Here is a 25,899-nt window from a genome sequence, read left to right on the forward strand (position 1 = left end):
ACAAGCGCCGCCCAATCCGTCACATATGTGACCTGCGCCCCGCCGGTCCGCGCCGGTCTCGGCACACGCCCGGACGCCCTGATGGACGCCGTGATCTGGCGGCCCGCGCCTAGATCGACTAATGACGTAGCCTGGAGTCGGCATCGAGGTCGGTAGGGAGCCGTATGACCGTCGGCCGCCGTACGCTGGCGTTGCTCACGGGACTGCTGATCGTCGTGCTGGCCGTCATCGGCCATCTGCTCTCACCGCCGGCCTTCGACCCCCCGCTGCTCGCCGCCTCCCCGGAGTTCCGGTCCGTACCGCCGCAGCCCGCCAAGGAGCTGCAGGAGGTGGCGGCCACCGCCCCGATCCGGACGGAGACCGTGCGCGTCCCGGTGCGGAACGAGACGCTGCGGGCCACCATCCGCAGCCCGCTCACCCCGGGGCGGCACCCCGCGATGGTCTTCGTCCAGGGGTCCGGGTCCGGCGAGGCGTCGGAGTTCGAGGAGCAGGCCGAGTGGCTGGCACGGGCCGGGATCGTCACCCTCGCCTACAACAAGCGCACGGTCGGGTACTCCTTCCGGGAGCGGGACTTCTCCCTGCTCGCCGAGGACGCCCGGCGGATGATCCAGGTGCTGCGCCAGCGGACCGACGTCGACCCGGACCGGGTCGGGCTGTGGGGGGTGAGCGAGGGGAGCTGGGTGGTGCCGATCGCCGCCGCCCAGGACCCGGACATCCGCTTCGTGGTCCTGGTCTCCGCCCCGAACGTCTCCCCGCTCCGGCAGGTCGCCTGGGCGCTCAACGAGCAGCTCCTGCGGCTCCACGCGCCGACCGGGGTGCGCGACCTCCTCACCCGGGCGATGGGCGGCGTCGGCTTCGACTTCCTCCGCCACGACGGCACGCCGTGGCTGCGCCGGGTGAAACAGCCGGTCCTCGCGCTGTACGGCACGGACGACCCGTCCATCCCGTTCGTGGAGAGCACCCAGACACTGGTCAAGGCCCTGAACGAGGGGGGCAACACCGCCTACACGATCCGCTTCCTCGCCAAGGCCGACCACGGGATGCGGGTCCGCGGCGGCCCGTACGCGCCCACGTACCTGCCCACCCTCGCCAACTGGATCAAGGGCCTGCCGGAGACGGCCCGCCCGAAGGTGCCGATCGCCGGGGCCACCCCGGTGCAGCGGTTCGCCGCGGCGGACGTGCCGGCCGCCCCGTGGTACGGCGAGGGCACGGTGCTGTGGCTCACCCTCACCCTGGCCGCGGTCGGGTACGTCGCCGCCCCGGTCACCGAGATGGTGGTGGTGCGGCTGCGGGGCCGGGACCCCCGGCTGCAGGATCAGGCCACCCAGTGGCCGGCGATCCGGCGCCGGCTCCACCAGATGGCGTGGACCGGGCTCGGCGAGCTCGCGGCCGTGGCGGCGTTCATCACGCTGATCGTGCTGTTCTCGGTGAACCAGGCCGGGGCGTGGCCGGCCGTACTGGCGGGCTGGCTGCTCGTCCGGCTGCTCGCCATCGTGCTGCTCGTGCAGGAGGTGATCGCGGTGATCACCGTGATGCGCGGCCTGCGGGACGGCTGGGAGCCCACCCTCTGGCAGCGCATCGCCCTCGCCTGCGTGCTCGGGGGCACGGCGATCCTGCTGCTCATCGGCGCGTACTTCGGCCTGTTCACGTTCCCCTGGTGACCCGCCGGCGGTCCGCGCGCCGCCGGCCACGCCGCCCCTCGGGCGCGGCGGTGTGGGCGCCGGGCCCGCCACCTGGGCGGGCGGCCCTCGTGATCCGCAGGTGCGTCAATCCCCGGTCAAATGGCGGCCAACGACGGCCGGGATCCGGGGCATCTCCCCGCGGTCCGTGCACTGTTGGCGTGTGGGTTCGTCCAGTACGCCGAAGCGGGAGGCCACCACCGGAGCACGGGCGAGGCAGGCCGCCGCCGGAGCACGGGCGCAGGGGGCGGCCGCCGGATCGCCGCGGCGGGAGGCCGCCGCGCTGCTCGGCTGGGTGGCGCTCTCCGCGGTGCTGCCCGGGGTGGCTCACCTGAAGGCGGGGTGGCGGCGGACCGGGCTGACCCTGCTCTGCTGCCACCTGGCGGCCGTCACCTGCCTCATCTGGACGGCGGTGGGCGCCGACGTCGGGCTGCTGGGGTGGGCGGTGGTCCGGCTCAGCCAGGTCACCGTGGTGACCGGGGCCGCCGCCGTGGCCTGGTTCTGCCTGGTGATCCACTCGTACGCGGTGCTCGGGCCCGGGCGGCTGCCGCCGGCCGACCGGGTGGTGACCGCGCTGATCGCCGGAGCGCTCGCGGTGGCGGTCACCGTCCCCTTCACCCTCGCCGCCCGGTACGCGGCGGTGAGCGAGCGGATGCTCGGGGAGGTCTTCACCGGCCGGGCCGAGGACCGGCCGGCCCGCGGCGACCCGTGGGCGGGCCGGGACCGGATCAACGTGCTGCTGCTCGGCGGCGACTGGGGCCCGGGGCGCATCGGCATGCGGACCGACAGCATCAACGTGGCGAGCGTGGACGTCCGCACCGGCGACACCGTGCTGATCGGCCTGCCGCGGAACCTCGAGCGGGTGCCGTTCCCGCCGGGGAGCCCGATGGCCGCCCGGTTCCCGTTCGGCTTCGACCTGCCGGAGAGCAGGCCCGGGTGGCGGGAGGACCTGCTGTACTCGGTGTGGCAGTACGCGGACGACCACCCGGAGCTGTTCGGCGGGCGCCAGGGCATGGGGGCCGAGGTGATGAAGGAGACCGTCGGCCACATCCTCGGCCTGCGGATCGACTGGTACGCGCTCGTCAACCTCCGGGGGTTCGCCGAGCTGATCGACCGGCTCGGCGGGCTCGTCCTCACGGTCGACCACGACATCGTGTACGGCCGGCACGACGAGGGCGTGCTACCGGCGGGCACCCGGCGCCTCAGCGGCGCGGAGACGCTGTGGTACGCGCGCTCCCGCACCTACAGCGACGACTACCAGCGGATGCGCCGGCAGCGGTGCGTGTTCGGGGCGCTGCTCGCCCAGGCCGACCCGGCGGCCGTGCTCCGCCGGTTCACCGAGATCGCCGAGACCGCGTCGCAGATCGTGCGCACCGACATCCCCCGGCCCATGCTCGAGCACCTCGTGCCGCTGGCGTGGAAGGTCAAGCGCGCCCGGGTGACGATGGTGCAGTTCATCCCGCCGCTGATCAGCCCGGCGAACCCGGACTGGGACCTGATCCGCCGGCTCACCGCCGAGGCCGTGCGCGGCTCCCGCGCGCCCGCCGCGGCCGCGGCACCGTCCCGGAGCGGCGCCGCCCCCGGCCCGCAGGGGGAGGCCGCGGGGCCGCACCCCACCGGGACGCCACCGGTCGCACCGCTCGCCGAGGGCTGCGGCCGCTAGGCGCGGAAGGACTCGTGGGCGAGCCGCCGGACCCGCTCCTCGTCCACGGTGTGCCCGAGGCCGGGCTGGGTGAGCGGCACGGCGACGACCCCGCCGGTGGCGCCGACGGGCGGGAGCACCACCTGGGCGCTGCGCGGGGGCGCGGCGACGTCGCTCGGCAGAGTGCATCCGGGGAGGCTCGCGACCGCGACGGTGGCCGCCCGGGCGAGCCCGGCGCCGAGCCCTCCGGCGCAGAGGATGTCCCAGCCGGCGGCCACGGCGCGGTCGTGCGCCCGCCGTACCTCGGCGAGCGAGGCGAACCGGGCCGGGCGGAGCATGAGGGCCCGGCCGGCCTTGAGCCGCACCGCCTCGTCGAGCTCCTCCACCGAGCCCACCTCGACCGCCACGGCCGCGGAGACCCGGTCCTGCAGGTCGGCGCTGGTGAGCAGGTCCTTGAACGGCCGCTCGATGGTCGCCACGCCGTAGGCGTCGAGGGCCTCGAGCTGGGTGGTGTCCGTGTAGGAGTGCCGGGCGTCGACGGCGATGGCGAGCCCCGGGTAGGCGGCCCGGACCGCGCGGAGCGGCTCGATGTCCCACCCCGGCTGGATGTCGATGGTCACGTGGGAGTAGCCGGCGCACACGTGCCGGTTCACCCGCGCGATCAGGCTGTCCAGCGAGCGGTCGGAGCCCAGCCGCACGGTCGCGATCAGGGAGGTACGGTTGCCGCCGAGGGCGTGGGCGAGCGGCACGCCGTTCATCCGCCCCCACAGGTCCCAGCAGGCCATGTCACCGGCCGTGCCGCCGGGGATCTCCCCCAGCTCCGAGGGGTGCTCCCAGTCGACGCCGATGAGCTTCGGCAGGGAGCGTTCCAGCGGTTCGCCGGTGACCGGTTCGACGGCCTCGCCCCACCCGACCATGCCGCCGTAATCCGTGAGCTTGACGAGCACGGTCTCCGGGCGCCTGCCGTACGGCAGCGCGATCCGGAAGATCTCCAGTTCACGGATGCGCGGCATGTGAACCCCTTCCGTCACTTCCCATCGTGCCCGCTCAGCGCCGGTCCGCCAAACGCCGGTGGGCGGGGCGCGACCGCGGCCGCCACCCGGCGGCGGCCGGCCCGGACGGGTCGCGGGCCCGCGGTGCGGCGCCCGGGCGGAAAGAGCACGAGAAGGCCGTCCCGCGGCCGGACATCGATGGTAGGGGCATCGGCGGGGTGGCCCGGGAGCGCGTCAGCGGGGCCATCCCCACGTCGGCGCGCCAGATCAGGCACCGCGGCCAGGGATGCGAGCGCGCCGGTGGCCCAGGCCAGGCACACCGGCGGGGAGTCCGGCACGCCAGGGACCGGTTGACGGCGTGGCGCGGATTGGCGGGCGGTTCCCGGGGATCCGGTCGTGCCAGGAGGCCGGGGCCGGGCACCCCGGCGGGCGATCCGCCTGTGTCGGCGGGCCGGGTCAGGCGCCCCAAGGGGGCGATCAGAGCGCGCCGGTGGGCCCGGCGGGTCAGCGGGCCGGTCCGGGCGCCCGGTGCGGGCCCGCGGCCAGGACGCCGTCGAGCGGCCGGCGCTCGATCGCCGCCGCCATGAGGTCGGGGAACACGTCCGGGGTGCAGGCGAAGCCGGGACGCCCAGCGCGGCGAGCGCCGCGGCGTTCTCCCGGTCGTACTGGGGCGCCCCCTCGTCGGAGAGGGCGAGCAGCGCGATCACCTGCACCCCCGAGGAGGTGAGGGAGGCCACCTGGCGCAGCATCTCCTCCCGCGGCCCGCCCTCGTACAGGTCGCTGATGAGCACGAGGACGGTGTCGTTCGGGCGGGTGATCAGCCGCCGGCAGTAGGCGAGGGCGCGGCCGATGTCGGTGCCCCCGCCGAGCTGGGTGCCGAACAGCAGGTCCACGGGGTCGTGCAGGTGCTCGGTGAGGTCGGCGACCGAGGTGTCGAACACCACCATCGAGGTCCGCAGCGAGCGGATGGAGGCGAGGACCGCGCCGAACACGCCCGCGTAGACCACCGAGGCCGCCATCGACCCGCTCTGGTCGACGCAGAGCACGATGTCCCGGTGCACGGCCCGCTGCCGGCGCGCGTACCCCACCAGCCGGGACGGGATCACGGTCCGCCGCTCGGGCAGGTAGTGGCGGAGGTTGGCCCGGATGGTCCGGTCCCAGTCGATGTCCGCGGCCCGCCGCGGCCGGTGGGTCCGCGCCGACCGGTCGAGCGCGCCGGTCACCGCGGTCACGGTGCGCCGGGCGAGCCGCTTCTCCAGTTCGGCGACCACCTTGCCGACGACCATCCGGGCCGTCTGCCGGGTCCGCTCCGGCATGACCCGGTTGAGGGAGAGCAGGGTGCCGACGAGGTGGACGTCCGGTTCGGTGGCCGCGAGGGTCTCCGGCTCCAGCAGCAGCCGGGTCAGGCCGAGCCGGTCGATCGCGTCCCGCTGCATGAGCCGCACCACGGTCGAGGGGAAGTACTCCCGGATGTCCCCGAGCCACCGCGCCACCCGCGGGGCCGAGGCGCCCAGGCCGCCGCGCCGCTCGCCGCCGTCGTCGTCCCGGTCGTACAGCACGGCGAGCGCGGCGTCCATCCGGGCGTCGGCGCCGGTCAGCGTCCCCCCGGCGGCGCCGCCGAGCACCAGCCGCCACCGGCGGGCCCGCTCGGCCGCCGCGGCGTCCGTCGCGTCGTTCTCCAGCAACTCCGTCATCACGCCCTCGCCAGGATCTCGAGCACCGTCCGCACCGCCGGGGCCGCCAGCTCGTCGTCGATGGCGGCGTCCTCCGCCGCCCGCCGGAGCCCTCCGGTGAGCACCCGCTCCCCGATCAGCCGCCGCTCGGCCGCGGGGAAGGCCCCGAACGCGCGCCGGAGCACCGGCAGCACGTCCACGAACGCCTCGGGGGTGAGCCCGGTGAGCCAGCCGTGCAGGGCGACCAGCAGGCGGGGATCGTGGACGAGCAGCATGCCGCCGCCGGAGAGCAACCCCTCCAGCCACCCGGCCGACCAGGCCGGCGGGTTGCCCGGGGACATCGCCCGCGCCAGGCGATCGGCGATGTCCTCGCCGAGCATCCCGGCGTCGAAGAGGATCCGGACGACCCGCCCTTCGATCACGCCGGGCAGGCCGCTGCGCCGCGCGAGATCGGCGAGCGCGGCGAGCCACCGGTCGCCGCCGAGCAGCCCGGCGGCGGCGTGGACCCGGTCGATCAGCGCGGCCATCTCCCGGGCCGCGTCGTCGTCGAGGCCGACCACCGCGGGTGCCAGCCCGGCGCAGATCCGGGTGAGCAGGGAGTCGGTAAGGGCCGGCAGCCCTTCGGTGCCGCGCACGTCGCCGTACCGCCGGGCCCGGGCGAGCGCGGGCAGGGCCTCCATGAGGTGCCGCACGTCCGCGTCGCGGGCCGCCCGGTCCCGGATCGCCCCGAGCACGTCCGGCAGCGCGTCCGGCAGGTGGGCGAGCAGGCACCGCTCGGCGAGCTCGGTGAGGTCGGCGAGCCGGGGGGCCGTGGCGAGCTCCCGGGCCCGCGCGGTGGCCGCCTCCTCGACGGTGAGCCCCCACGCCCCGGCCTCGATCAGGGCGAGGTCGAACTCGGGACGCCACTGCACCGTCCACGGCTCCTTGAACGTCCCCTTGCCGCGCGCGGGCCGGCGGGTGCCCCAGGCCACGCCGAGCAGGCCGAGCCGGTGGAGCAGGCGGCTGCGGGCCAGGTCGGTGGGCTTGCGCAGGTCGAGGTCGAGGTCGCGCGGCTCGGCCGTGGGCGTGAGCCGGAGCCGCCGCTGCTGGGCGCGCAGGTCGCGCTGGAGCGGGACCATGGGCGTGGCGTCGGGCACGCGGCCGAGCCGCTCCCCCACCACCATCCGGCTCTGGATCAGGGCGAGCGGGGCCTCGGCCCCCTCGCACAGCACGGCCCGCACGGCCTCGGTCGCCTCGGCGAGCCCGGGGACCGGCCTGCCCCGGAGCACGGCGAGGGCGTCCGCCAGCCGCGCCGCCTCGATGACGTGGGCGGACGAGACCGGCAGGTCCTCCTCGCGGAGGATCGCGGCGGCCCGGGCGAGCCACCGCTCGACCGGGCGGTCGGGGGCGGTGAACAGGTGGTCGTACCAGCCGGGCGAGGCCACCCCGGCGCGGTAGCCGCCCGCGGTGGCGAGCCGGCCGTACGTCCACGGCACCCAGGTCATCTCGATCTTGATCTTCGGCAGCCCGGTGAGCAGGCGGTCGTCGTCGGCGGCCGGGCGCGGCTCGCGGAGCGCGGGCAGGTGCCACGCCCCGCAGACCACGGCGATCACGCGGAACCCCTTCCGCACGGCCCGCCGGACGGCCGCGCGCATGTGGGCCTCGCGCACCGCCTCGAGGCCCTGCGGCACGTGCCCCTCCCGGATGGCGATCATGGCCTCGGCGACCGCCCGCAGCGTGCCGGCCTCGCCGCGGTGCTCGACCATGTCCTCCCACCAGGCCTCGGGGTCGTCGTGGCCGGCCGCGGCGGCGAGCTCGGCGATCGGGTCGCGGTCCTCCGCACCGGTGTCGCCGAGGGCGAGCAGGTGGGCGGCCGGCAGGTCGCAGAACCGGACCTCGGCGCCGGCGCCGAGCGCGTACCGGATCGCCTGCCACTCGGGGGAGAACGCGGCGAACGGCCAGAACGCGGCCTTGCCCGACCCGTGCGCGAGCAGCGCGACCGGCGGCTCCATGGCGGGGTCGGCGGCGAGCGGCAGCAGCGCGTCGGCCTCGGGCGGGCCTTCGACGAGCACGAGGTCGGGCTCGAGCCGCTCCAGCTCGGCCCGTACGGCCCGGGCCGACCCCGGCCCGTGGTGCCGGATGCCGAGGACCTCGATCACGGGGTCAGCAGACATCGCGGCACGCCCGGTAGAAGTCACGCCAGTCCGCGCGGTCGCGCACCACGGTCTCCAGGTACTCCTGCCAGACCACCCGGTCGGAGACCGGGTCCTGGATCACCGCGCCGACGATGCCGCCGGCGACGTCGGCCGGGCGGAGCACCCCGTCCCCGAAGTGGGCGGCGAGCGCGAGCCCGTTGGTCACCACCGAGATCGCCTCCGCGGTGCTGAGCGTGCCGCTCGGCGATTTGATCTTGGTCCGGCCGTCCGCGGTGACCCCGGAGCGCAGCTCCCGGAAGACCGTCACCACCCGGCGGATCTCCTCCAGGCCGGTGGAGACCTCGGGCAGCTCCAGCGCCCGGCCGAGCTGGGCGACCCGCCGGGCGACGATCTCGACCTCCTCCTCGACGGTCGCCGGGACCGGGAGCACCACGGTGTTGAACCGCCGGCGCAGCGCGCTCGACAGGTCGTTGACCCCGCGGTCGCGATCGTTGGCCGTGGCGATGATGTTGAAGCCCTTGGCGGCCCGCACCTCCTCGCCGAGCTCGGGGATGGGCAGGGTCTTCTCGGAGAGGATGGTGATCAGCGCGTCCTGCACGTCCGAGGGCATGCGGGTGAGCTCCTCCACCCGGGCCAGCCGCCCCTCGGCCATCGCGCGCAGCACCGGGCTGGGCACGAGCGCCTCCCGGGACGGGCCCTCGGCGATGAGCCGGGCGTAGTTCCAGCCGTACCGGATCGCCTCCTCCGTGGTGCCGGCGGTGCCCTGGACGAGCAGGGTGGAGTCGCCGCTGATCGCGGCGGCGAGGTGCTCCGAGAGCCACGTCTTGGCGGTGCCGGGCACCCCGAGCAGGAGCAGCGCCCGGTCGGTGGCGAGCGTCGCCACGGCGACCTCGACGATCCGCCGCGGGCCGATGTACTTGGGGGTGATCCGGTCGCCGTCCCCCAGCAGGTAGGTGGTGACCGCCCAGGGCGACAGCCGCCACCCCGGCGGGCGGGGCCGGTCGTCCGTCTCGGCGAGGTACGCCAGCTCCTCCGCGTACTGCTCCTCCGCGCGGGGGCGCAGCACGGAGGCGGTGGGGATGGTGGTGGTCACGACAGCTCCTTCGCCATCTCGAAGCGGAATCGCAGGGCGTCGGCGAGCTCGGGGATGTCCGTGACGCCCGGGTGCAGTGCGGGGTCGATCCGCTCGCCCGCCAGGTTGATCAGCTCGGTGACGCTCCACGGCAGCCGGTCGGCGTCGCCGCGGATCCGGTCGAGCACGGCCTCGGTGAGGCGGGGCCCCCACGGGCCGGCCACACCGCCGAGCATCATGATCATTTGGCCGTCCACGGGCCGGCCGCGGATCAGCTCGGCCGCCAGGTCGGACCGCTCCTCCGGGGGGAGCACCGCGAGCAGATCGGTGAGGGGGTCGGCCTGGAACAGGGCGCGGGCCCACGCGGCGTCCCGCTGGAGGATCGCCGCCCGGACCCAGCCCATGCGGACCTCGCGCTCCCAGCCGTCGATCCGGGCCCGGACGATCTCTTCCGGGGTCAGGCCGAGGTGGGCGGGCCAGAAGGAGAGCGGGGTGTGCGCGATCACCTGCTGCAGCCACCAGCCCTGCGGGTCCGTGCCGGACGGCGGCCTCCGCCGCACGCCGTCCCGGGCCATGGCGGCGTCGCACTCCGGCGGCGGCTCCGCCCGCAGGCCGGTGCCGTCCCGGGCCAGGCAGCGGGACGCGCGCTCGGCCATGCGCACGCCCAGCCGCGACCCGGGCAGCCGGGCGAGCAGGCCGGCGGCGGCCTGCCGTACCTCGCGGCGCGGATCGTCCAGGGCGGCCTCGAGGAACGGCTCGTCGTCCATGCCGAGGCCGTCGGCGAGCATCGCCACGAACGCCGCCCGGTCCTCGGGCGTCTCCGCGCGCCACCCGCGCTCGAGCAGCTCCCTGGCCTGGGCCGGGTGCCGGGCGCGCAGCGCGGCGAAGTACGCCCTGCGCTCGCCCGGCGTGCCCGTCTCCCAGGCGTCCTCGCCGGGCGGCCCGCCCGCCTCGGCGAGCAGGTAGGACCAGGCGGGGTTGAGCTCGGCGAGCCAGCGGCCCCGGGCGCCGGCGACCACCCCCAGGTGCGGGCGGATCGAGCGGTCCTTGACCCCCAGGTCGAGCAGCTCGGGCAGGAGCCGGGCGGGGGCCCGGAGCCGCCGGGCCGCCGCGAGCGCCAGCCACTCGGGCAGGAACCTGGACCGCGGGCCGGCGAGCATGCGGGCGAGCCGGTCGGCCGCGGCCCGGGGCACCGGGGGAAGGGTCTCGGGGGGTGCGGCGGCCGGCGGGCGGGCCTTGCCCGGGTGCCGCCCGGCCCGCGCCCGCACCAGCTCCACGGCCGCCTCCTCGAGCAGCCCGGCCGGGTCCACCGCCCGGCGCTCGGCGCCGACGAGCGCGGTGGCGACCAGCTCCTCCCAGGCGCGCGTCACAGCTGCACCACCGTCCCCTCCTCGTCCCAGGCGGTGAGCGGGCGCAGCCCGTCCGGGGTCCACTCGGCGGCGACCGTCACCGGGCGGCCGCCGGAGACGGCGAGCAGCCGCCAGGGCACGCCGGCCGACGGGTGGAGCGGCAGGGCGTTGCCCTCCTCATCCAGCAGGAGGCCGTCGGCCGCCGGGACGACCCCGGCGAGCACCACCGGCCAGGAGTCGGTCCACGGGTCCGCGGCGAGCACCTCCGCGATCAGCCCGGGGAGCCGGGTGAGCCCGATCCCCGGCGGCGGGCCGGCCGCGGCGAGGCCGTACCGCTCGGCCACCAGGGCCCGCAGCGGGGCGGAGCCCGGGTAGAAGGCGAGGTCGGCGTCGATCGTCGTTCCGGTGACCAGCGACCCGTCCGGGGACCGGCCCGCCGGGGCGTGGGAGAGCACGAGCGCGGGGCGGCCGCTCTCCCGGCCCATCAGCCAGACCCGCCGGGTGATCAGGCGGTCCCGCTCCTCGTCCCGGCACCCGATCACGTCCCAGCGGTCCCGCACCGGGGTGGTGGCGAGCACGCTCTCCCGGGGGACCGGGAATCCGATCCGCGCCCGCACCGTCGCCACCAGGTCCGCGGGGAGCCCGGACGAGCGCCGGTACACGGCGGCGAGCAGGTAGAGCAGCGCGTACTCGCCGAGCAGCCGGTCCGGCCAGTCCGGGTGGCCCAGCGCGCGGGCGAGCAGGCCGGCCCGGTCGGCGAGCCCGGGCGCCTGGGCGTCCACCAGCCGCCGGGCGAGCTCCGTCCACTCGGCCGGCCCGTCCGTGCGCGCCTGGGCGATGCCCTGCGCCACCCGGTCGGTGAGCCACAGCTCCAGCTCGGCGAGGCCGGCGGCCACCCGGCTCTCCCGCCGGGCCGCGGTGCCCGTGCCGGGCCGCCCGGCCGCGGCGGCCTTCGCGGGCCGCTCCGCGGCCCTGGCGCGGCGCCGCTCCAGCCACTCGGCCACCCAGCCGGGCGGCTCCGCGGCCGGCGCCACCTCGCCCGACGACCAGAGGAGCAGCAGGCCGAGGACGTGCTTGCAGGGGATCTTCCGGCTCGGGCAGTCGCACCGGTACGCGGGCGCCGATACGTCCACGCAGGACCGGTACCGCTTCCCTCCGCTCCCCGCGCACTCCCCCCATACCGCGTCGTGGGCCGCCCCGGTGCCCGACCACTTCGCGGGCGCGCCCACCTTGTCAGCGGCCTTCCGCGACGCGGCGTCCGGTGCGAGCGCGAGGACCTGATCTCGGGTCCACATCACGCGCGGCACGGTAGCCACCGCCGCCGACAAAACCGGCGTACCGCCGTAAGCGAGGCGTGCGCCGCCGGGGAAGGAACCGGTGCGGCGATACCGGGGCCGGCACGGTTTCGCCGGAAATACTGTGTAATCAGAACATCAGACGACAAAGACTTCCGGAGGTCAGGGTGGCCCGGCAAATCGTTTCCGTCATCGGGGGGAAGGAGCTCCCGTCCGGCACGCCGTACGCGTCGATCAACCCGGCGCGGCCCAGCGAGACCGTCGCCACCGTGCTGCTCGCCGGGGCGGACACCTTCGCCGAGGCCTGCCGCACCGCCGCGGCGGCGCAGCGGGAGTGGGCCCAGATACCGGCCCCGGTGCGCGGGCGGGTGATCGCGTCGATCGGGCGCCTGGTCGAGGCGAACGCCGAGGAGCTCGCCCGGCTGGTCACCCGCGAGGTGGGCAAGCCGTACCGCGAGGCGCTCGGCGAGGTACGGGAGATCATCGACACCTGCGACTTCTTCCTCGGTGAGGGCCGCCGGCTCTACGGGCAGACCGTGCCGTCGGAGATGCCGGACAAGCAGCTCTTCACCTTCCGGGTCCCCGTGGGCGTCGCCGCGGTGATCACCGCGGGGAACTTCCCGGTCGCCGTCCCCTCCTGGTACCTCGTGCCGGCGCTGCTCTGCGGCAACGCGGTGGTGTGGAAGCCCGCCGAGTACGCGGCCGCCTCGGCCCACGCGCTCTACCGGATCTTCGCGGCGGCCGGCCTGCCCGACGGCGTGCTCAACGTGGTCTTCGCCGACGGGCCGGAGACCTACGCCGGGCTGGAGCGCGCGCTCGGCGAGGGCACCGTGCACAAGGTCGGCTTCACCGGCTCCACCGCGGTCGGCCGGGCAATCGGCGAGCTGTGCGGGCGGCACCTCCAGTCGCCCTGCCTGGAGCTCGGCGGCAAGAACCCGATGGTGATCATGCCGGACGCCGACCTCGACCTCGCCGTTGAGGGCGCGCTCTTCTCCGGGTTCGGCACGGCCGGCCAGCGGTGCACCTCGCTCGGCACCGCGATCGTGCACGAGGACGTCCACGACGAGTTCCTCGACCGGTTCGTCACCGCGGTGCGCAACGCCAAGATCGGCGACCCGAACGGCGACGTGCTGTACGGCCCGCTGCTCGACCACAAGTTCGCCGAGCGGTTCGAGGAGTACCTCACCTGGATCCAGCCGCACCACACCGTGCTGCCCGGCCCGATCGGCCGGATGGAGGGCGAGGGCCTCTACTACCACCCGGTGATCGTGGACGGGGTCCGCCCCGACGACCGGCTCTTCCTGGAGGAGACCTTCGGCCCGATCGTGGGCGTCACCACCTTCTCGACCCTGGACGAGGCGATCGAGCTCGCCAACAAGCCCGGGTACGGCCTGTCGTCGTCGATCTACACCACCGACCCGAAGGCGGCCTTCCGGTTCCGCGCCGGTGTCTCGGCGGGCATGGTGAGCGTGAACAACTCGACCTCGGGCGCCGAGGCCCACCTGCCGTTCGGCGGGAACGGCAAGTCCGGCAACGGCAGCCGGCAGAGCGGCATGTGGGTGCTCGACCAGTTCACCCGGTGGCAGGCGATGAACTGGGACTACTCCGGCCGGCTGCAGAAGGCCCAGATGGACGTGGCGGAGATCACCCCGGACCTGGGCTTCCGGCTCTGAGCGTCACCCGCGAGGGCCGTGCCGGGGGCGGCGTGCCGCGCGGAACGTCGCCCGCCCGGCGCGGCCCCGCTGCGTTCTCACCGCCTGGCGGCCCGCTCGCCGGGCATCGGGCGGCGGACGGCCGGGCGCCGTCCCGCGCGGCATCCGGAACGTGGTTTCGGCGCTGGGCGCCGGCCCTGATCGTGGTGCGCGGCGCGCGCCGGGCGAACCACCGGTGGGCCGGTGGCCCGCGAGCACCGTCACGGAATCCGCCTATTTGCGGATTTCATTCCGCCACCGTGGCACCCGCTCCCATCGGCCGGCCGCCATGCGGCGTGGCGATTTCAGACGTGTTTTCGGCGGAATTACGGACGACTGCATTACGAGGCGCGCCGCACCGCTCTGGTCTCCGTCAGCAGGGTCAGCAGCCGATCGCACCCGGTTTTGAAGGTGTACATCGCGTTCAGCAGCAGATTGACCCAGCCGAGCGATCTATGTGTCGCGATTCTGACATTGAAGGACCGTGTCAACGCCCTGTCGACGGCGTTCGACGCTTACTTCAATCCGGCCATGGCCGTCTTCCAGGCGACCAACCAGCTCAAGAGCGCGGTAGCGAATTCCGATACCGTCCTCAAGAACTCGAAGGCCACGACTCAGGATCGTCAGCGTGCCCTTGAAGGCCAGCTATCGGCTTTGGCTCAGTTGGCTTCGGCCGAATTTCGGCAGACGAAGAACGTTAAGGATTCTTCGGCTGCCATGCTCGCCCAGGTCCCGACGCTGCTCAAGCTTGCGGGCAACAGCCGTACGGGTAAGGCTGCGATTGATGGCCTGATCACTTCTATGGGTGGGTCGATCGCGCGCACGAAGAACGCGATCACGGTAACCGACCAGTTCGGGAACAAGATTAAGATCCTGCCGTCCGGCAAGGTCGTTAAGATCAAGGCCGATACGAAATCGGCTGAGACGAACCTGAGTAACACCAAGGGCAAGGTCGATTCCCTCAAGGGCAAGACCATCCGGATTGGTGCCGATACTTCGGCGGCTACCGGTGCTCTCGGCTCGCTTCTGTCCAGGATCAACAGCTCGTCTGCCAGCGTGAAGGTTGGCGTGATGGGCGGTAGCTCGATCCCTGGCATGAAGCGTGCAGGCGGTGGCTTCGTTTCCGACCCAGGTACGTCAACGTCGGATTCCATCCCCGCTTGGCTGTCTGATGGTGAGTACGTCGTCAACGCTAAGGCCACCTCGCAGCATCGTGAGCTTCTGGAAGCGATCAACGCTCGGAAGTTCAAGAAGGGTGGCTACGTCGGGCCGACCGACCTTAGGGCGAGTGGCGGCAAGGCGGTAATCCGAAACCTGTCCGGTGACCTGACGTCGATCAAGTCCGCGTCCAAGCTGCTGACGAAGGCCGTCATGGATGCCGCTAAGGTGCATCGAATTTCGGCTAAGTCGATGAAGTCGCTCATCAGGCGCATCGACTCGACTACGGACAAGTTGAACGGCCTGTATAAGCAGAGCGATTCTCTGTCCAAGAAGATCGCCGATGCTAAGCAGTTCCAATCGAGCACGCGGGACAACGCCCGACAGTTCGCCGGTATCGCCGGCTTCGATTACGGGGACCGTGGACCGACCGCAGGGAAGGTTCGTACCGGACTCCAGTCGAAGCTACAGGTCATCAAGAATTTCGCCTCCGTCATCAAGGCTCTCGCCAAGCGAGGAATCAGCAAGAGTCTGCTCCGTCAGGTCATCGAAGCTGGTCCCGAGCAAGGCTACGAACTCGGCAGGGCGATTCTGTCGGCCGATTCCGGCACGTTCAAGTCCATCAATGCCGCTCAGGCTGAGATCGATAAGACGACGTCGGCTCTCGGCACCAGTGCTGCGGACCTTCTGTATGACTCTGGGAAGATGGCCGGTAAGGGATTCCTTGCGGGACTTCTGGCCCAGAAGAAGGACATCGACAAGGCGATGGACGACATCGCTAAGTCGCTGGTTACTCGGGTCCGTAAGTCGCTCAAGATCAAGAGTCCGTCTCAGGTGATGTATGAAGCCGGTGACATGACCGGTCAGGGCTTCATCAATGGTGTCTTGTCCTCGCTTGGTGGCGTCGCTGCTGCTGGTAACCAGCTTGCATCTTCGGTGATGGGCGTTCGGCCCAGCGTTTCCGTTCCTGGTGCTACTGCTGCCGCATCGGCCGGTGGTGGAGAGGTTCGCGTGGTGTTCGACACTACGGGCGCTGACGCTGACTTCCTGCGAATGATCCGAAAGATGGTCCGTGTCGAGGGTCGTGGCAATGTCCAAACCGCTTTCGGGAGGTAGTCGTGGCTTTCCCGATCGATCCTCTTGATGTCGCGGTCGAGCTGCTGATAGACGGTGCATGGGTCGATATCACGACGGACGTCCTCGTTCGCGACGGCATCACGATTAATCGCGGTCGTCGTGACGAGGGCGTTCAGACCGACCCGTCGAAGTGTTCGCTGAGCATCAACAACGTCAGCGGGAAGTATTCGCCACGTAACCCGAACTCTCCCTACTTCCAGAAAATCGGCCGGAACACTCAGATTCGTATCAAGGTCGATGGGGTCGTTCGGTTCCATGGAGAGGTCTCCAGTTGGCCGCCGAAGTGGGACGTGTCCGGCAACGATGTGTGGACTCCCATAGAACCGTCCGGCATCCTGCGTCGGCTCGGTCAGGGTGCGACGGTTCTCCGCTCGACCTTGTACCGCGGACTGACCTATCCGGAAGCTACTGATCCTCCCGTCGCCTACTGGCCGTGCGAGGACGCCAAGGGCTCAACGTCGCTTGCGTCCGCTGCCGGCGGTCAACCGATGCGTATCAAGGGTGATCCGACCCTTGCCGAATTTTCGGATTTCATCGCGTCCGGACCTATCCCGCTGCTGAGCGACAGTGAGTGGACCGGAACCGTTCCTACCTACTCGATGACCAGCCAGACGCAGGTTCGGTTCCTGCTTCATGTCCCGAGCACAGGTTCGGCCAACGGGCAGACCATCTGCCGGATTCGTACGACCGGCACGGCGAAGCTCTGGCATCTGAACTACGGATCAGGTGGCGCGCTACAGCTCCAGGCGTTCGCCGGTGACGGTGGCGGTGGGGTCATGGACACGGGCATGGTCACGTTCAACGTTGACGGCAAGCTCTTGCGCGTCTCCATCGAACTGGAGCAGAACGGCGCCAACATCGATTGCGCCGTAGCCACGCTCGAAGCCGGGAAGAACACGGGTCTGGTCTACCTGAGTTCGGTATCCGGCCAGACCGTTGGACAGGTAACGCAGCTCATCATCTCGCCCGAGGGCGGCATCGGTGACGTGGCGATCGGTCACCTGTCGGTACAGAACGCGATCACAGATCTGTTCGACCTGTCGGGACAGCTCACCGGTTGGGTTGGCGAGACGGCCGGACGGCGGATCGAGCGGTTGTGCCGAGAGGAAGGTATTCCCTTCACATCAGCCGGCGACTTGGACGATACCGAGCCGATGGGGCCGCAACGCTCGACGACGCTCCTAGAGCTGCTGTCCGACGCTGCTCTGTCGGATGACGGCATCCTCTATGAGCCTCGCGAGAATTTCGGCCTGGCGTATCGGACCCGATCAGGCATGTATAACCAGGTGGCTACGGCTGCTCTGAACTACGCAGCAGGTCACCTCTCGCCACCGTTGGAACCTGTCGATGACGACCAGGGCGTGATCAATGACGTCACAGCCTCTCGGTACGACGGTTCGAGCGCCCGATACACGAAGGACACAGGCGCTCTGTCGGTCGCTGATCCTCCTGATGGTGTCGGCCGGTATGACGAGTCGATCACTGTGAGCGTCCGCGACGACTCGCGACTTCCCGATCATGCGTCATGGCGTGTCCACGTTGGCACGGTCGATGAGGCTCGCTATCCACAGATCACGGTCAACCTGGCGAACAGCGCCATTGTCGCTGATCCTGATCTCAAGACCGGTCTCGTCTCGATGGACATCGGCGACAGGCTGACGATCGACAACCCTCCCCCGTGGTTGCCACCCGACCAGATCAGTCAGCTCTCACTCGGCTTCACGGAAACTCTGGAGCCGTTCGTCTGGCAGATCGACGTCAACTGTGTGCCTGAGTCTCCCTACCAGGTAGCCGTCTATAGCAGCGACCGGTACGGGACCGAGTACAGCACCTTGTCTTCCAGCATGTCTGTCAACGCTACGTCGATGTCGGTCTCGACCTCGGTCGGGCCGCTGTGGACGACGGCACTCGGTGACTTCCCGCTTGACGTCATGGTCGGCGGTGAGCGCATGCGGGTTACGCGAATCACAGGAACGTCATCCCCGCAGACGTTCACGGTTACCCGTTCCATCAACGGCATCAAGAAATCCCATTCCCCCGGTGAGCCGGTAACTCTGTTCAAGCCTGCGATCAGAGCACTCTAAGAAAACTCAGGACATGGCGCATGAGTGGTCCTACGTAGGGCTGCCTCTTGTTTCAGACACGTTCAGTTTCTCCGTCAGCGACGGTTCGACACGATTCGCTGTCACGGTGAGATTTTCCTCGGCCGAATATGACCCGTCCGCTTGGGCGTCGCTGTGCGCTCAGATCAGGGATGCATTGTCTGACTATGGTCTGGAGATCTCGCCTGTCGTCGGCGAAACGACCCAACCTGTTCAACTGACGGAATTCCCCTATTGATGTAGGAGGTTTCGCGTGACCGTCGTTAAGTCGCTCGACACACCTCCGGCAGTCGGAAACTTTGACGACACGGTTCTAGTTCAGATCTCCTCAGCCTCGTACACCGAGGGCGTTCCGGAGGTTGGTGTTACGTTCGTGGCTCCGACCTCCGGTCGCGTTCTGATCACTATCGGCGGCGGCCTTCGAGACAACGGCGCCAATGCCACGCGGGTATTCATGGCTCCGCAGGTGTTCGAGGACGATTCGGACGGAACCGTTGTCCTGTCTCCAACTGTTGGACAGTACGGAATCGGATCAGCCGGCGAGCAGTCGGAATTCATGTACTACAGCCGAACGTCATTGCTCTCGGACCTGACGCCCGGACGGGTCTACTACGCGAGAGTCATGCATCAGACGTCGAACACTCCAGGTTCACCAACGGCTGACATCGCGTGCCGTGAGATCACTGTGAGCCCGGCATGACAGATATTCTCGTCGGCTCGAAGATTCAGCCGGAAGACTTCCCTGCCGCTGTCCAGTCGTTCAACAACACCACGCTCAACCCGGTCAGCAACACCTCGTATGCGGCTGGTTCACCCGTGGTCGCGGTTACGTTCGTCGCTCCTACGTCGGGCCGTGTGCTCGTCACGGTCGGGCTCGGTGCCCGATCGACCGATGGTGGTAATCGTGTCCACATCTCGCCCGAGGTTTATCTAGGCACCAGTTCTTCCGGCTCTCTTGTCCTGTCGGCCGATGTGACGACACGCGGTGCCGGAACTCCGGCCGAGACGAAGGACTACATGTATCTGTCCAGGACGACGCTGCTCAGCGGCTTGACTCCAGGGAGCACGTACTACGCCAGGACGGTTCACAAGGTTTCCGGCGGTGGTGCGACGAATTACATCGTTGCCCGATCGATCGTTGTGGAGCCGACGTCATGAGCGACTACATCGCGGGTACGCGAATCGAAGCTCTCGACTTCCCTCCTGCCGTTTCTGCGTCGAACAATACCCAGATCGACAACTTCGCCAGTGCGAACTATTCGCCTGGTAATCCGGAAGTGAGCGTTACGTTCATCGCTCCCACATCCGGCCGAGTGTGGGTCATCATCGGCGGCGGCATAGGCAACAGTTCCGGTGCCGACCGCATCTTTTTGTCTCCCGAAATTCGGCTGAACAACTCGGCCGGTTCGGTGATCGTATCCCCATCAGCGCCAGCGCACGGTTTCGGCTCCTTCAAGGGTGCCGCGTCATTCCATTACGGAAGCCGTAGGACGCTGGTTACTGGACTCATTCCAGGTCAGACTATTTCGCCCGAGTAATGCAAGCCTGCTCGACCAGCGATACCGGCCCTAGCACGGCTGACATCGCATGCAGAGACATCGCGGTAGTCCCGGCCACCTGACACGGAAAAATTCGGCCCACTTCATGTAAGTCCGTTTTTCCCGTAAGGAGATATCTCCGTGACCGGCATCTTCATTGTCGACATCTGCATTGCCGCTACTGCCGTCGCCGGTGGTCTAGCCGTCTTTTGGAAGCTATTCAAGCTGATGAAGCGCCTCGGCGATTTTTTCGATGACTGGCACGGTGAGCCCGAGCGCGACGGAGTTCCGGAACGACCGGGAGTAATGCGTCGGCTGGCAACCATCGAAGAGAAGCAAGTAACGATCGAAGCCGAATTGCACCCAAACCATGGGTCGAGTCTCCGTGATGCCGTCGATAAGGCCGTCTTCACTGTCCAGCGCCTCGAAGAGCGCTTCGACGCTCACCTAAAGAACGAGACTTTCTAGGAGTCGTCCATGGCCATGAACACAACCTATTTGAATCTGATCGCCGAGACCGGCCGATCCACCCTTACCCATATTGGTTTGGTTAACGGTTCCGGTGTGGAGATCTCCGGGGGCTCATACGCCAGGAAGGCCGTTACGTGGACTGCTGCGAGCAACGGAGTAATCCGGCCGAACGCTGATCTGGTGTTCGACGTTCCCTCGGGTGCGACAGTCGCCGGCTGGCGTGCTTATTCCGGTAGTGCTGGCGGTGCGACGAATTACGGCGGTGCTGATCTCACCTCGCAGAATTTCGCATCGTCCGGCACATACACCTTGCTCGCGGCTAGCACGTCGATCTCTCACAGCTAAATCGGACTGATCGGAGGTCGCTGGTGAAAACGAATCCCAGGGCCGACGCAGTTAGGAACGCCATAGCCCAGCGTTGGGCAGGCAACGGCCGGAAGCTCGAATCCGTCCGCAACGGGCGCAGGCTCGTATTCACATCTCAGCCGGAATTCATCCGGAACGCTACAGGTGACGTCGTCGGCGTTGACGCATGGGTCAGGCTGTACGACGGCGACGGCAAAGAGCTTCCGATCGATCCTCATCGGATCATCGTTAATCCTCCGGTAATTCCGCGCTCTGGAATCAAGGAAACAGTAGATGCCAAGGGTAAGGCGACCAGGGTACTTACGCCTAGCCCTTATGAAGCGTTCATCGAGGCTGTTTGGGATTCCGTCGAGTCTCAGCCGAATCCGTCCGGCTGGAATACGGCGGGCACGGTTACGACCATCTACGCCGATGAGGACGATGGTCGAATCACATGCACGTCATCGAACTATTCGACGGCCAGAGCTGGTAACGGAACGTACAACGTCAACCCGACCGGTAACGTCTCGGCTGTCGGGCAGTCGTTCGCGTCCCCAAACTATAACGTCTTTCAGATGTTTTGGGGATTCGACACCTCATCGATCGGTGCGGACGCCCGTATCACGTCGATCGATTTCGAGTTGAACCATGCGCTCGACAACTCGGCTACAGACTTCGTTCTGGAGATTAGAGAGCGGGATTGGGTTCCTCCGCTCAGCTCATCGCATTTCGTCCCTGGTGCGAGTCTCGCCAATTCCGGGCCGATCGTTGCACAGCGGAACACGAACTCGCTTCCGGCCGTGGGCGAATACTGGCTGCTCGACACCCAACCGGATATGTTCCGGATGGCCAACCTCGGTACCGGCACGGTACGTCTGTTCGGATCGTCGTCTCGTACCCGAGCCGGAAATACTCCATCCGGTCAGGAGTCGGTACAGTTCCGATTCGCCGAGCAGTCGGGAACTACGCAAGACCCGCGGCTGACGATCGTTCACCAGACCGAACGGGCTCAAGCCGTTGAGACGTTCGAGACCAACCCGCTTACGTTCAAGTGGCTTGGTACCTGGGGATGGGCGTCTGACTCGACGCACACCGGTTCGTTCTCGTGGAAATCAGCAGCGATCGGGAACAGCGCTTCCACCGATACCACGCTGATCCTTCCCCCAGACGCTCAGACGCTCCAGTTCTGGTATCGAGTCTCATCTGAGTCCGGTTGGGATCACTTCCGTGTCTATCGAGACGCTGCCAGCGGTACGCCCGTACTCGAAGAGTCGGGCAACCTTTCGTGGCGTCAGTCACCGGTCATCGACGTTTCCAGCGCGACGACGATCATCTTCCGGTACATCAAGGACACCTCGAACGCTTCCGGTTCTGACTGTGTGTGGATAGACGACGTTGTTCTGACCTTCCCGGTTCCGTCGTACTCCGGTGGCTCCAGTACCTCAGTGACGCACTCGGTATCCGGTGCTGGTCGGCCCGGTCCGAAAAACGGCGCCGATTCTGGCATCTCGGTATCGGCTGCTGCTGTAGGCCGACCGGCGACGTCCGGTGGATCTGCCGTCGAGGTCTCGGTCTCCTTCAGCGGCTCGGGAAGTCCCGGATGGTCGGACGGCTCTCCCACATCGATCACGGTCACATCAGCCGGCAACGGCATCCCCGGTCTCTTGGGCGGCTCGGATGTCTCGGTCACTGTCGAGGCTGTAGGCGCTGGTGAGAAGGGCGACATCAGCGGCGGCTCTACGGCCGAGGTTGTGGTTCTCGCATCTGGCGACGGTTTCGCGTCCTTCGCCGAAGGTTCGGCCGTCGAGGTAGCCGTCTCGGTTTCGAGTGCGTGGACCATCGCGATTGCCGAAGGCGCTACCGCTCTGGTCAAGGTCGTTGCGGTAGGCCGCGGAATCAAGCCAACGGTAGACATCACGGTCGATGTCGGCCCGTCGTACGTGGTCGAGCGGTTCGGCGTACTGGAGAGCCGCAACGGTTCTGAGATCGGCGACAACCGGTTGAGTCTCGTCGCTCTAGACAGTGCTGTCCGGGAAACCGTCGAGGTGTTGCTGTCCCGAATTCGTGAGCGCGTAGAAATCGGCGAAACGCGATCGTCGGTCAGCGTATCGGACGCACGCACATCTACGGCCTTTGAGCCGAGCAGAATTTCTAGAGGAGAGTGACCTATGGCTGTCGAGATTTTCAGCACGAGCACTGAGTACATAGCCAATGAGATTACGATCTCCAGAGGCACGGTTGCTGACATCACCGCTGTAGGCGTCTATCACTCCGAAGACCCGAATTCTCGGCCGGATGTTACCGACTTCACCACGGTACAACTGGTAGACGGCACGGTTCCTGATCCGTTGCCTTTGGCTGAGGCTGGAAAGATTGACGTGCTGTCGCTGGTCGGTCCCAGAGATGGGGACGTTGTTCTGACGCCCGGTGACTATCAGCGCTTCGTCCTGGTGCAGACGGCTACGGAAGACATCATCCGGAAAACCGACACAGTCACGATCTTGTGAGGTGAGTATGTCGGCCCGAATTATCGATGGCTGGCTCGCGGTGCCGTACTCCGGTCACGACATGGCGAGCGTGTATCTGAACGTCGGTGGTGAATGGAAGCCTGCGTTTCTCGACTGGCACAACGGTAAGCGCGTAGCGAAGGTTCGATTCCCTGCTACGGCCAGTAGGTCGAGCAGCGTCGTAATCCGGATCAATGATGTTGAGACAACTGTCGGTCGAATTTCCGCATAGGTAGGTACCGATGCCTTATCTGACGAACCTAGCCGACGTGGCACGTCGTACCGGCTATCCGGTTACCGAGGTCGCCGGCTGGAAGTCCCGAGGCCATGGACCGCAGCCATCAGTGCAGGGCATTGTCTGCCATCACACGGCCGGTCGTAATGACATGCATGTGGTCAGGGATGGTCGGCCCGGTTTGACGGGACCGCTGTCTCAGTTCTGGCTACGGCATGACGGTCATATCTTCGTGATCGCCGCTGGTCGATGCTGGCACAATGCGCCTTCGACCTCGAACTATCACCGGAACGATACGTCTCTCGGTATCGAGGCCGAAAATAACGGCTCCGAACCTTGGCCTGCCAAACAGGTTGATGCCTATCAGCGGCTCTGTGCTGAGCTATGCAGGGCATTCAAGCTTCCGGCTTCCCGTGTCAAGGGACACAAGGAAGTCAACACTCAAAAGCCGGACCCGCACTCTATCAACATGGACACGTTCCGGGCTCGGGTCGATCTGCTGCTCAAGGGAGAAGATGACGTGAGCGCTAAGGACATGTGGACGTACGAAATTCCGGTGCCGTACGGCAGCAAGGAAAATCCGGAATGGCAGGCTCGGAATATCCTGACCAATCACGGCGTGTGGCTGCGTAAGATCTCGACTCAGATCGGCGATCTTTCGACGTCTATTAATCGCCTGGTCGATCGGCTGGAAGCCGATAACGCTGAGAAGTGATACACCACCCGTTCCCCAATGGTTCGGGTATGCAAAACCCCCGTCGCTCCTTATTGGAGTGGCGGGGGCTCTTTTTGCGTTGGGCCGAATTTAGCGCCTACGGCTGCTCGTCTCCCGATCCGTCGTCGGTCTGCTCCGTCGATCCCTGGTCGTCGGTCTGCTCGTCGGCGGTACCCACCTCATAGACGATGTAGCCCTGTCCCTTGCAGTGCTTACACTGCTCATCGACCAGCGCTGTGCCGATTCTGCCGTTATGCACTGCCGCCCGAGGAACAGCGGCTCGACCAGAGCCGAAGCAGGTTCGGCAGAGCATCGTTTCTTGCCTGATCGCCACTAGTTACTGTCTCCCGTTCCTCCGCAGCGCTTGCAGTCGACCCAGACCGTTTCCGTCACGATCTGGTCCTTCTTCTGGTCGGCCGTCTGATCTTTGGGGATTACCCGCTGTACCTGCGTCTTGATGCTGCCGCTACCTGAGCAGCCGGGGCAGGACTGCCGACCTCCGCTAGCGCCCTTCTTCCAGCCCATCTGATCCTCCCAGTATGCATCTCGGTTGGTGTGTTACCTGACTCGCTGCGCGATTTCGTCTTGGTGGGCGAGAGCCGACGACAGCGCTTCGCCCGTATGGCGTGCGACGGTGGCGACCATTCCGGCCGAAATTTGGGCAAGAGTCGGTGGGACGTATCGCGTTGCCCACCACCTGACCGGGCCGTGAGGTCTGATCGTGATCCTCCATGCGGGATGAGTCACCTCAAGCGCGTAGAGCTGCTGACACTCCCTGATCTGTTCGTCATCGATCACGAAGCGGCTCGCATGATCCTTCGGTGCCTACCCGTGGTGATCAGGCCGACCGTACGTCTCGTGAGCGCGCGCGTCTCGGCATCGCCCATCAGATCCTCAAGCTCTTCGGCCGTAGCGGCTTCGAGGATCAGGCTCTCGTGAGTCTGCATCGACGCGATGGCGTAGAACCGTCTCGACCACGTTCCGTAGAACACGGTCCAGTTCGACCACTGTTCGTCCATCCATCGGGCGTCGGCACGTGCCTGACGGTCCCATAACCGGCGTCGCCACTCGCGGTAGGCGGAACCGATACGGTGCTCTCCCCTGCTCCTACCGAAGATCACCGGTTCACCTGCTCAGAGATCTCTTCCTGCTCCGAGATGACCTTGATGAGGCCGGCCATGTCGTCGGCATCGACCGTCCGGTATGCGCCTGCCTTCTCCGCATCTGTCGAGAACGGGCGCATCCGGGATGCCCAGAGCCGGTTTGCGTCACTGGTGAAAATCCGCCATCCGGGGATCGTGCTGACGCTGCGGTTGGCACTACTCTGTTCCACGGGTCGGACCTCCGATGTCCGATCAAGGGTCTGTCCGGTCGTCGTCAGCGCCGGGCAGACCCGCCTATTACGTGCGGTGAGTCAATAACACCTCTGAGATGCGTCGACAGTAAGGTCCGACCCTCCTATGGTGATCTCTTGGTTAGTCCTTTAGAGTTACCTACAGGCAGCGGGCTGCAGCACATCGAACAGCCGCCCCCGGAGCTCGTGGCCAAGGGCGGGCTCTTCCACGGCGTCCAGCTGTGGGTGAACCTGCCGCGGGCGCGCAAGTGGGTGCCGCCCCGGTACCAGGACATCCGCGGACGCGACCTCACGCTGGTCGCCAGCGACGACGGCTCCTCGCTCATCCGGATCATCGCCGGCTCGCTCGCCGGGCACGAGGGCCCCGGCGTCACCTACACCCCGATCACCTACCTGCACGCCACGGTCGCGCCCGGCGCGCGGCTCGCCCTCCCCTGGCCCGGCGGCTTCAGCGCCATGGTGTACGTGCTCGGCGGCGACGGGCACGTGGGCCCCGGCGGCCGGCCGTTGCACGAGGGCCAGCTCGCCGTGTACGGCATGGCCGGCGACGCGCTCTGCCTGCGGGCGGCCGATCGGCAGCCGCTCGCCGCCCGGGGCGGCTGGGAGGTCCTCGTGCTCGGCGGCCTGCCGATCCGCGAGCCGATCGCCCGGTACGGCCCGTTCGTGATGAACACCCGTGAGGAGATCATCCAGGCGTTCGAGGACTACCAGGCGGGGCGCATGGGGATCATCCCCCCGGAGCGCCTGCCGCACCGCACCGCGGCCGATGATCGGCTGCCGGACGGATGATCTGCTCTCTCTCCCCGGCA

General features: G+C 68.5%; 22 protein-coding genes and 1 pseudogene. 14 read left to right on the forward strand and 9 right to left on the reverse strand.

From position 1 onward, the window contains the following. The first annotated feature begins 164 nt into the window (after positions 1–164). Together TBIS_RS10795 and TBIS_RS10800 are read left to right on the forward strand one after the other, a co-directional pair. Entirely contained in the window at positions 165–1,661 is a 1,497-nt protein-coding gene (locus tag TBIS_RS10795) for an alpha/beta hydrolase family protein (RefSeq protein ID WP_013132412.1), read from the forward strand. Positions 1,662–1,842: 181 nt separating this feature from the next. Beyond that, positions 1,843–3,342: an LCP family protein gene (locus TBIS_RS10800; protein ID WP_148231507.1), complete on the forward strand. Its 1,500-nt coding sequence runs from the start codon at positions 1,843–1,845 to the stop codon at positions 3,340–3,342. Here the strand turns inward: TBIS_RS10800 and TBIS_RS10805 are convergent. The 6 genes and pseudogenes from TBIS_RS10805 to TBIS_RS10830 all read right to left on the reverse strand — a co-directional run bounded on the left by TBIS_RS10805 (position 3,339) and on the right by TBIS_RS10830 (position 11,837). Beyond that, positions 3,339–4,334: an enolase C-terminal domain-like protein gene (locus tag TBIS_RS10805; protein ID WP_013132414.1), complete on the reverse strand. Its 996-nt coding sequence runs from the start codon at positions 4,332–4,334 to the stop codon at positions 3,339–3,341. The genes TBIS_RS10800 and TBIS_RS10805 overlap by 4 nt on opposite strands. 483 nt (positions 4,335–4,817) lie before the next feature. After that, positions 4,818–6,007, reverse strand: a pseudogene (locus tag TBIS_RS10810) (VWA domain-containing protein). Then, on the reverse strand, positions 6,007–8,139 hold the full coding sequence (locus TBIS_RS10815) for a DUF5682 family protein (RefSeq protein ID WP_013132416.1): 2,133 nt from the start codon (positions 8,137–8,139) through the stop codon (positions 6,007–6,009). Before TBIS_RS10815 ends, TBIS_RS10810 begins: the two are co-directional and overlap by 1 nt. Next, a complete protein-coding gene (locus TBIS_RS10820; protein WP_013132417.1) occupies positions 8,129–9,214 on the reverse strand; it encodes an ATP-binding protein in 1,086 nt (361 codons plus the stop codon). Before TBIS_RS10820 ends, TBIS_RS10815 begins: the two co-directional genes overlap by 11 nt. Further along, on the reverse strand, positions 9,211–10,563 hold the full coding sequence (locus tag TBIS_RS10825) for a DUF5691 domain-containing protein (RefSeq protein WP_013132418.1): 1,353 nt from the start codon (positions 10,561–10,563) through the stop codon (positions 9,211–9,213). Before TBIS_RS10825 ends, TBIS_RS10820 begins: the two co-directional genes overlap by 4 nt. Beyond that, positions 10,560–11,837, reverse strand: a complete 1,278-nt coding sequence (locus TBIS_RS10830) for an SWIM zinc finger family protein (protein WP_013132419.1) — start codon at positions 11,835–11,837, stop codon at positions 10,560–10,562. Before TBIS_RS10830 ends, TBIS_RS10825 begins: the two co-directional genes overlap by 4 nt. A gap of 167 nt (positions 11,838–12,004) precedes the next feature. Here TBIS_RS10830 and TBIS_RS10835 point away from each other — a divergent pair, with 167 nt between their 5' ends. The 11 genes from TBIS_RS10835 to TBIS_RS18670 all read left to right on the forward strand — a co-directional run bounded on the left by TBIS_RS10835 (position 12,005) and on the right by TBIS_RS18670 (position 23,736). Continuing rightward, a complete protein-coding gene (locus tag TBIS_RS10835) occupies positions 12,005–13,510 on the forward strand; it encodes an aldehyde dehydrogenase family protein (RefSeq protein ID WP_013132420.1) in 1,506 nt (501 codons plus the stop codon). Between the two features lie 429 nt (positions 13,511–13,939). Beyond that, entirely contained in the window at positions 13,940–15,802 is a 1,863-nt protein-coding gene (locus TBIS_RS10840) for a hypothetical protein (RefSeq protein ID WP_013132421.1), read from the forward strand. 2 nt (positions 15,803–15,804) lie between these two features. Further along, positions 15,805–17,907, forward strand: coding sequence for a hypothetical protein (locus TBIS_RS10845; protein WP_013132422.1), 2,103 nt, complete (start codon positions 15,805–15,807; stop codon positions 17,905–17,907). Between the two features lie 271 nt (positions 17,908–18,178). Further along, positions 18,179–18,625, forward strand: a complete 447-nt coding sequence (locus TBIS_RS19080; RefSeq protein ID WP_013132423.1) for a hypothetical protein — start codon at positions 18,179–18,181, stop codon at positions 18,623–18,625. After that, positions 18,622–19,083: a hypothetical protein gene (locus TBIS_RS19085; protein WP_013132424.1), complete on the forward strand. Its 462-nt coding sequence runs from the start codon at positions 18,622–18,624 to the stop codon at positions 19,081–19,083. The genes TBIS_RS19080 and TBIS_RS19085 overlap by 4 nt, the downstream gene beginning before the upstream one ends. Then, complete coding sequence (locus TBIS_RS19090) at positions 19,080–19,463, forward strand: hypothetical protein (RefSeq protein ID WP_013132425.1); 384 nt, start codon at positions 19,080–19,082, stop codon at positions 19,461–19,463. Before TBIS_RS19085 ends, TBIS_RS19090 begins: the two co-directional genes overlap by 4 nt. Before the next feature lie 141 nt (positions 19,464–19,604). Beyond that, positions 19,605–19,931 (forward strand): hypothetical protein, encoded by a 327-nt coding sequence (locus tag TBIS_RS18665; RefSeq protein WP_013132426.1) that lies wholly within the window; start codon positions 19,605–19,607, stop codon positions 19,929–19,931. Positions 19,932–19,940: 9 nt separating this feature from the next. After that, entirely contained in the window at positions 19,941–20,279 is a 339-nt protein-coding gene (locus TBIS_RS19095; protein WP_013132427.1) for a phage tail fiber protein, read from the forward strand. A gap of 23 nt (positions 20,280–20,302) precedes the next feature. Beyond that, positions 20,303–22,444, forward strand: coding sequence for a hypothetical protein (locus TBIS_RS19100; RefSeq protein ID WP_013132428.1), 2,142 nt, complete (start codon positions 20,303–20,305; stop codon positions 22,442–22,444). A gap of 3 nt (positions 22,445–22,447) precedes the next feature. Then, a complete protein-coding gene (locus tag TBIS_RS10855; RefSeq protein WP_013132429.1) occupies positions 22,448–22,786 on the forward strand; it encodes a hypothetical protein in 339 nt (112 codons plus the stop codon). Positions 22,787–23,055: 269 nt separating this feature from the next. Then, positions 23,056–23,736 (forward strand): peptidoglycan recognition protein family protein, encoded by a 681-nt coding sequence (locus TBIS_RS18670; protein WP_158306180.1) that lies wholly within the window; start codon positions 23,056–23,058, stop codon positions 23,734–23,736. Positions 23,737–23,833: 97 nt separating this feature from the next. Here TBIS_RS18670 and TBIS_RS19305 read toward each other — a convergent pair whose 3' ends face one another. From TBIS_RS19305 to TBIS_RS18675, 3 genes are all read right to left on the reverse strand, one after another. Further along, positions 23,834–23,995, reverse strand: a complete 162-nt coding sequence (locus tag TBIS_RS19305) for a hypothetical protein (RefSeq protein WP_158306181.1) — start codon at positions 23,993–23,995, stop codon at positions 23,834–23,836. A 535-nt stretch (positions 23,996–24,530) separates the two neighbouring features. After that, entirely contained in the window at positions 24,531–24,755 is a 225-nt protein-coding gene (locus TBIS_RS10865) for a hypothetical protein (RefSeq protein ID WP_083785258.1), read from the reverse strand. A 98-nt stretch (positions 24,756–24,853) separates the two neighbouring features. After that, positions 24,854–25,069 carry a hypothetical protein gene (locus TBIS_RS18675; protein ID WP_013132436.1) on the reverse strand — a complete coding sequence of 72 codons (216 nt, stop codon included), beginning with the start codon at positions 25,067–25,069 and terminating at the stop codon, positions 24,854–24,856. 138 nt (positions 25,070–25,207) lie between these two features. Between TBIS_RS18675 and TBIS_RS10870 the strand changes: the two genes are divergently transcribed. Beyond that, positions 25,208–25,879, forward strand: a complete 672-nt coding sequence (locus tag TBIS_RS10870) for a pirin family protein (RefSeq protein WP_204251951.1) — start codon at positions 25,208–25,210, stop codon at positions 25,877–25,879. Positions 25,880–25,899: the final 20 nt, after the last annotated feature.

The organism is Thermobispora bispora DSM 43833 (genome assembly GCF_000092645.1).
Lineage (GTDB): Bacteria > Actinomycetota > Actinomycetes > Streptosporangiales > Streptosporangiaceae > Thermobispora > Thermobispora bispora.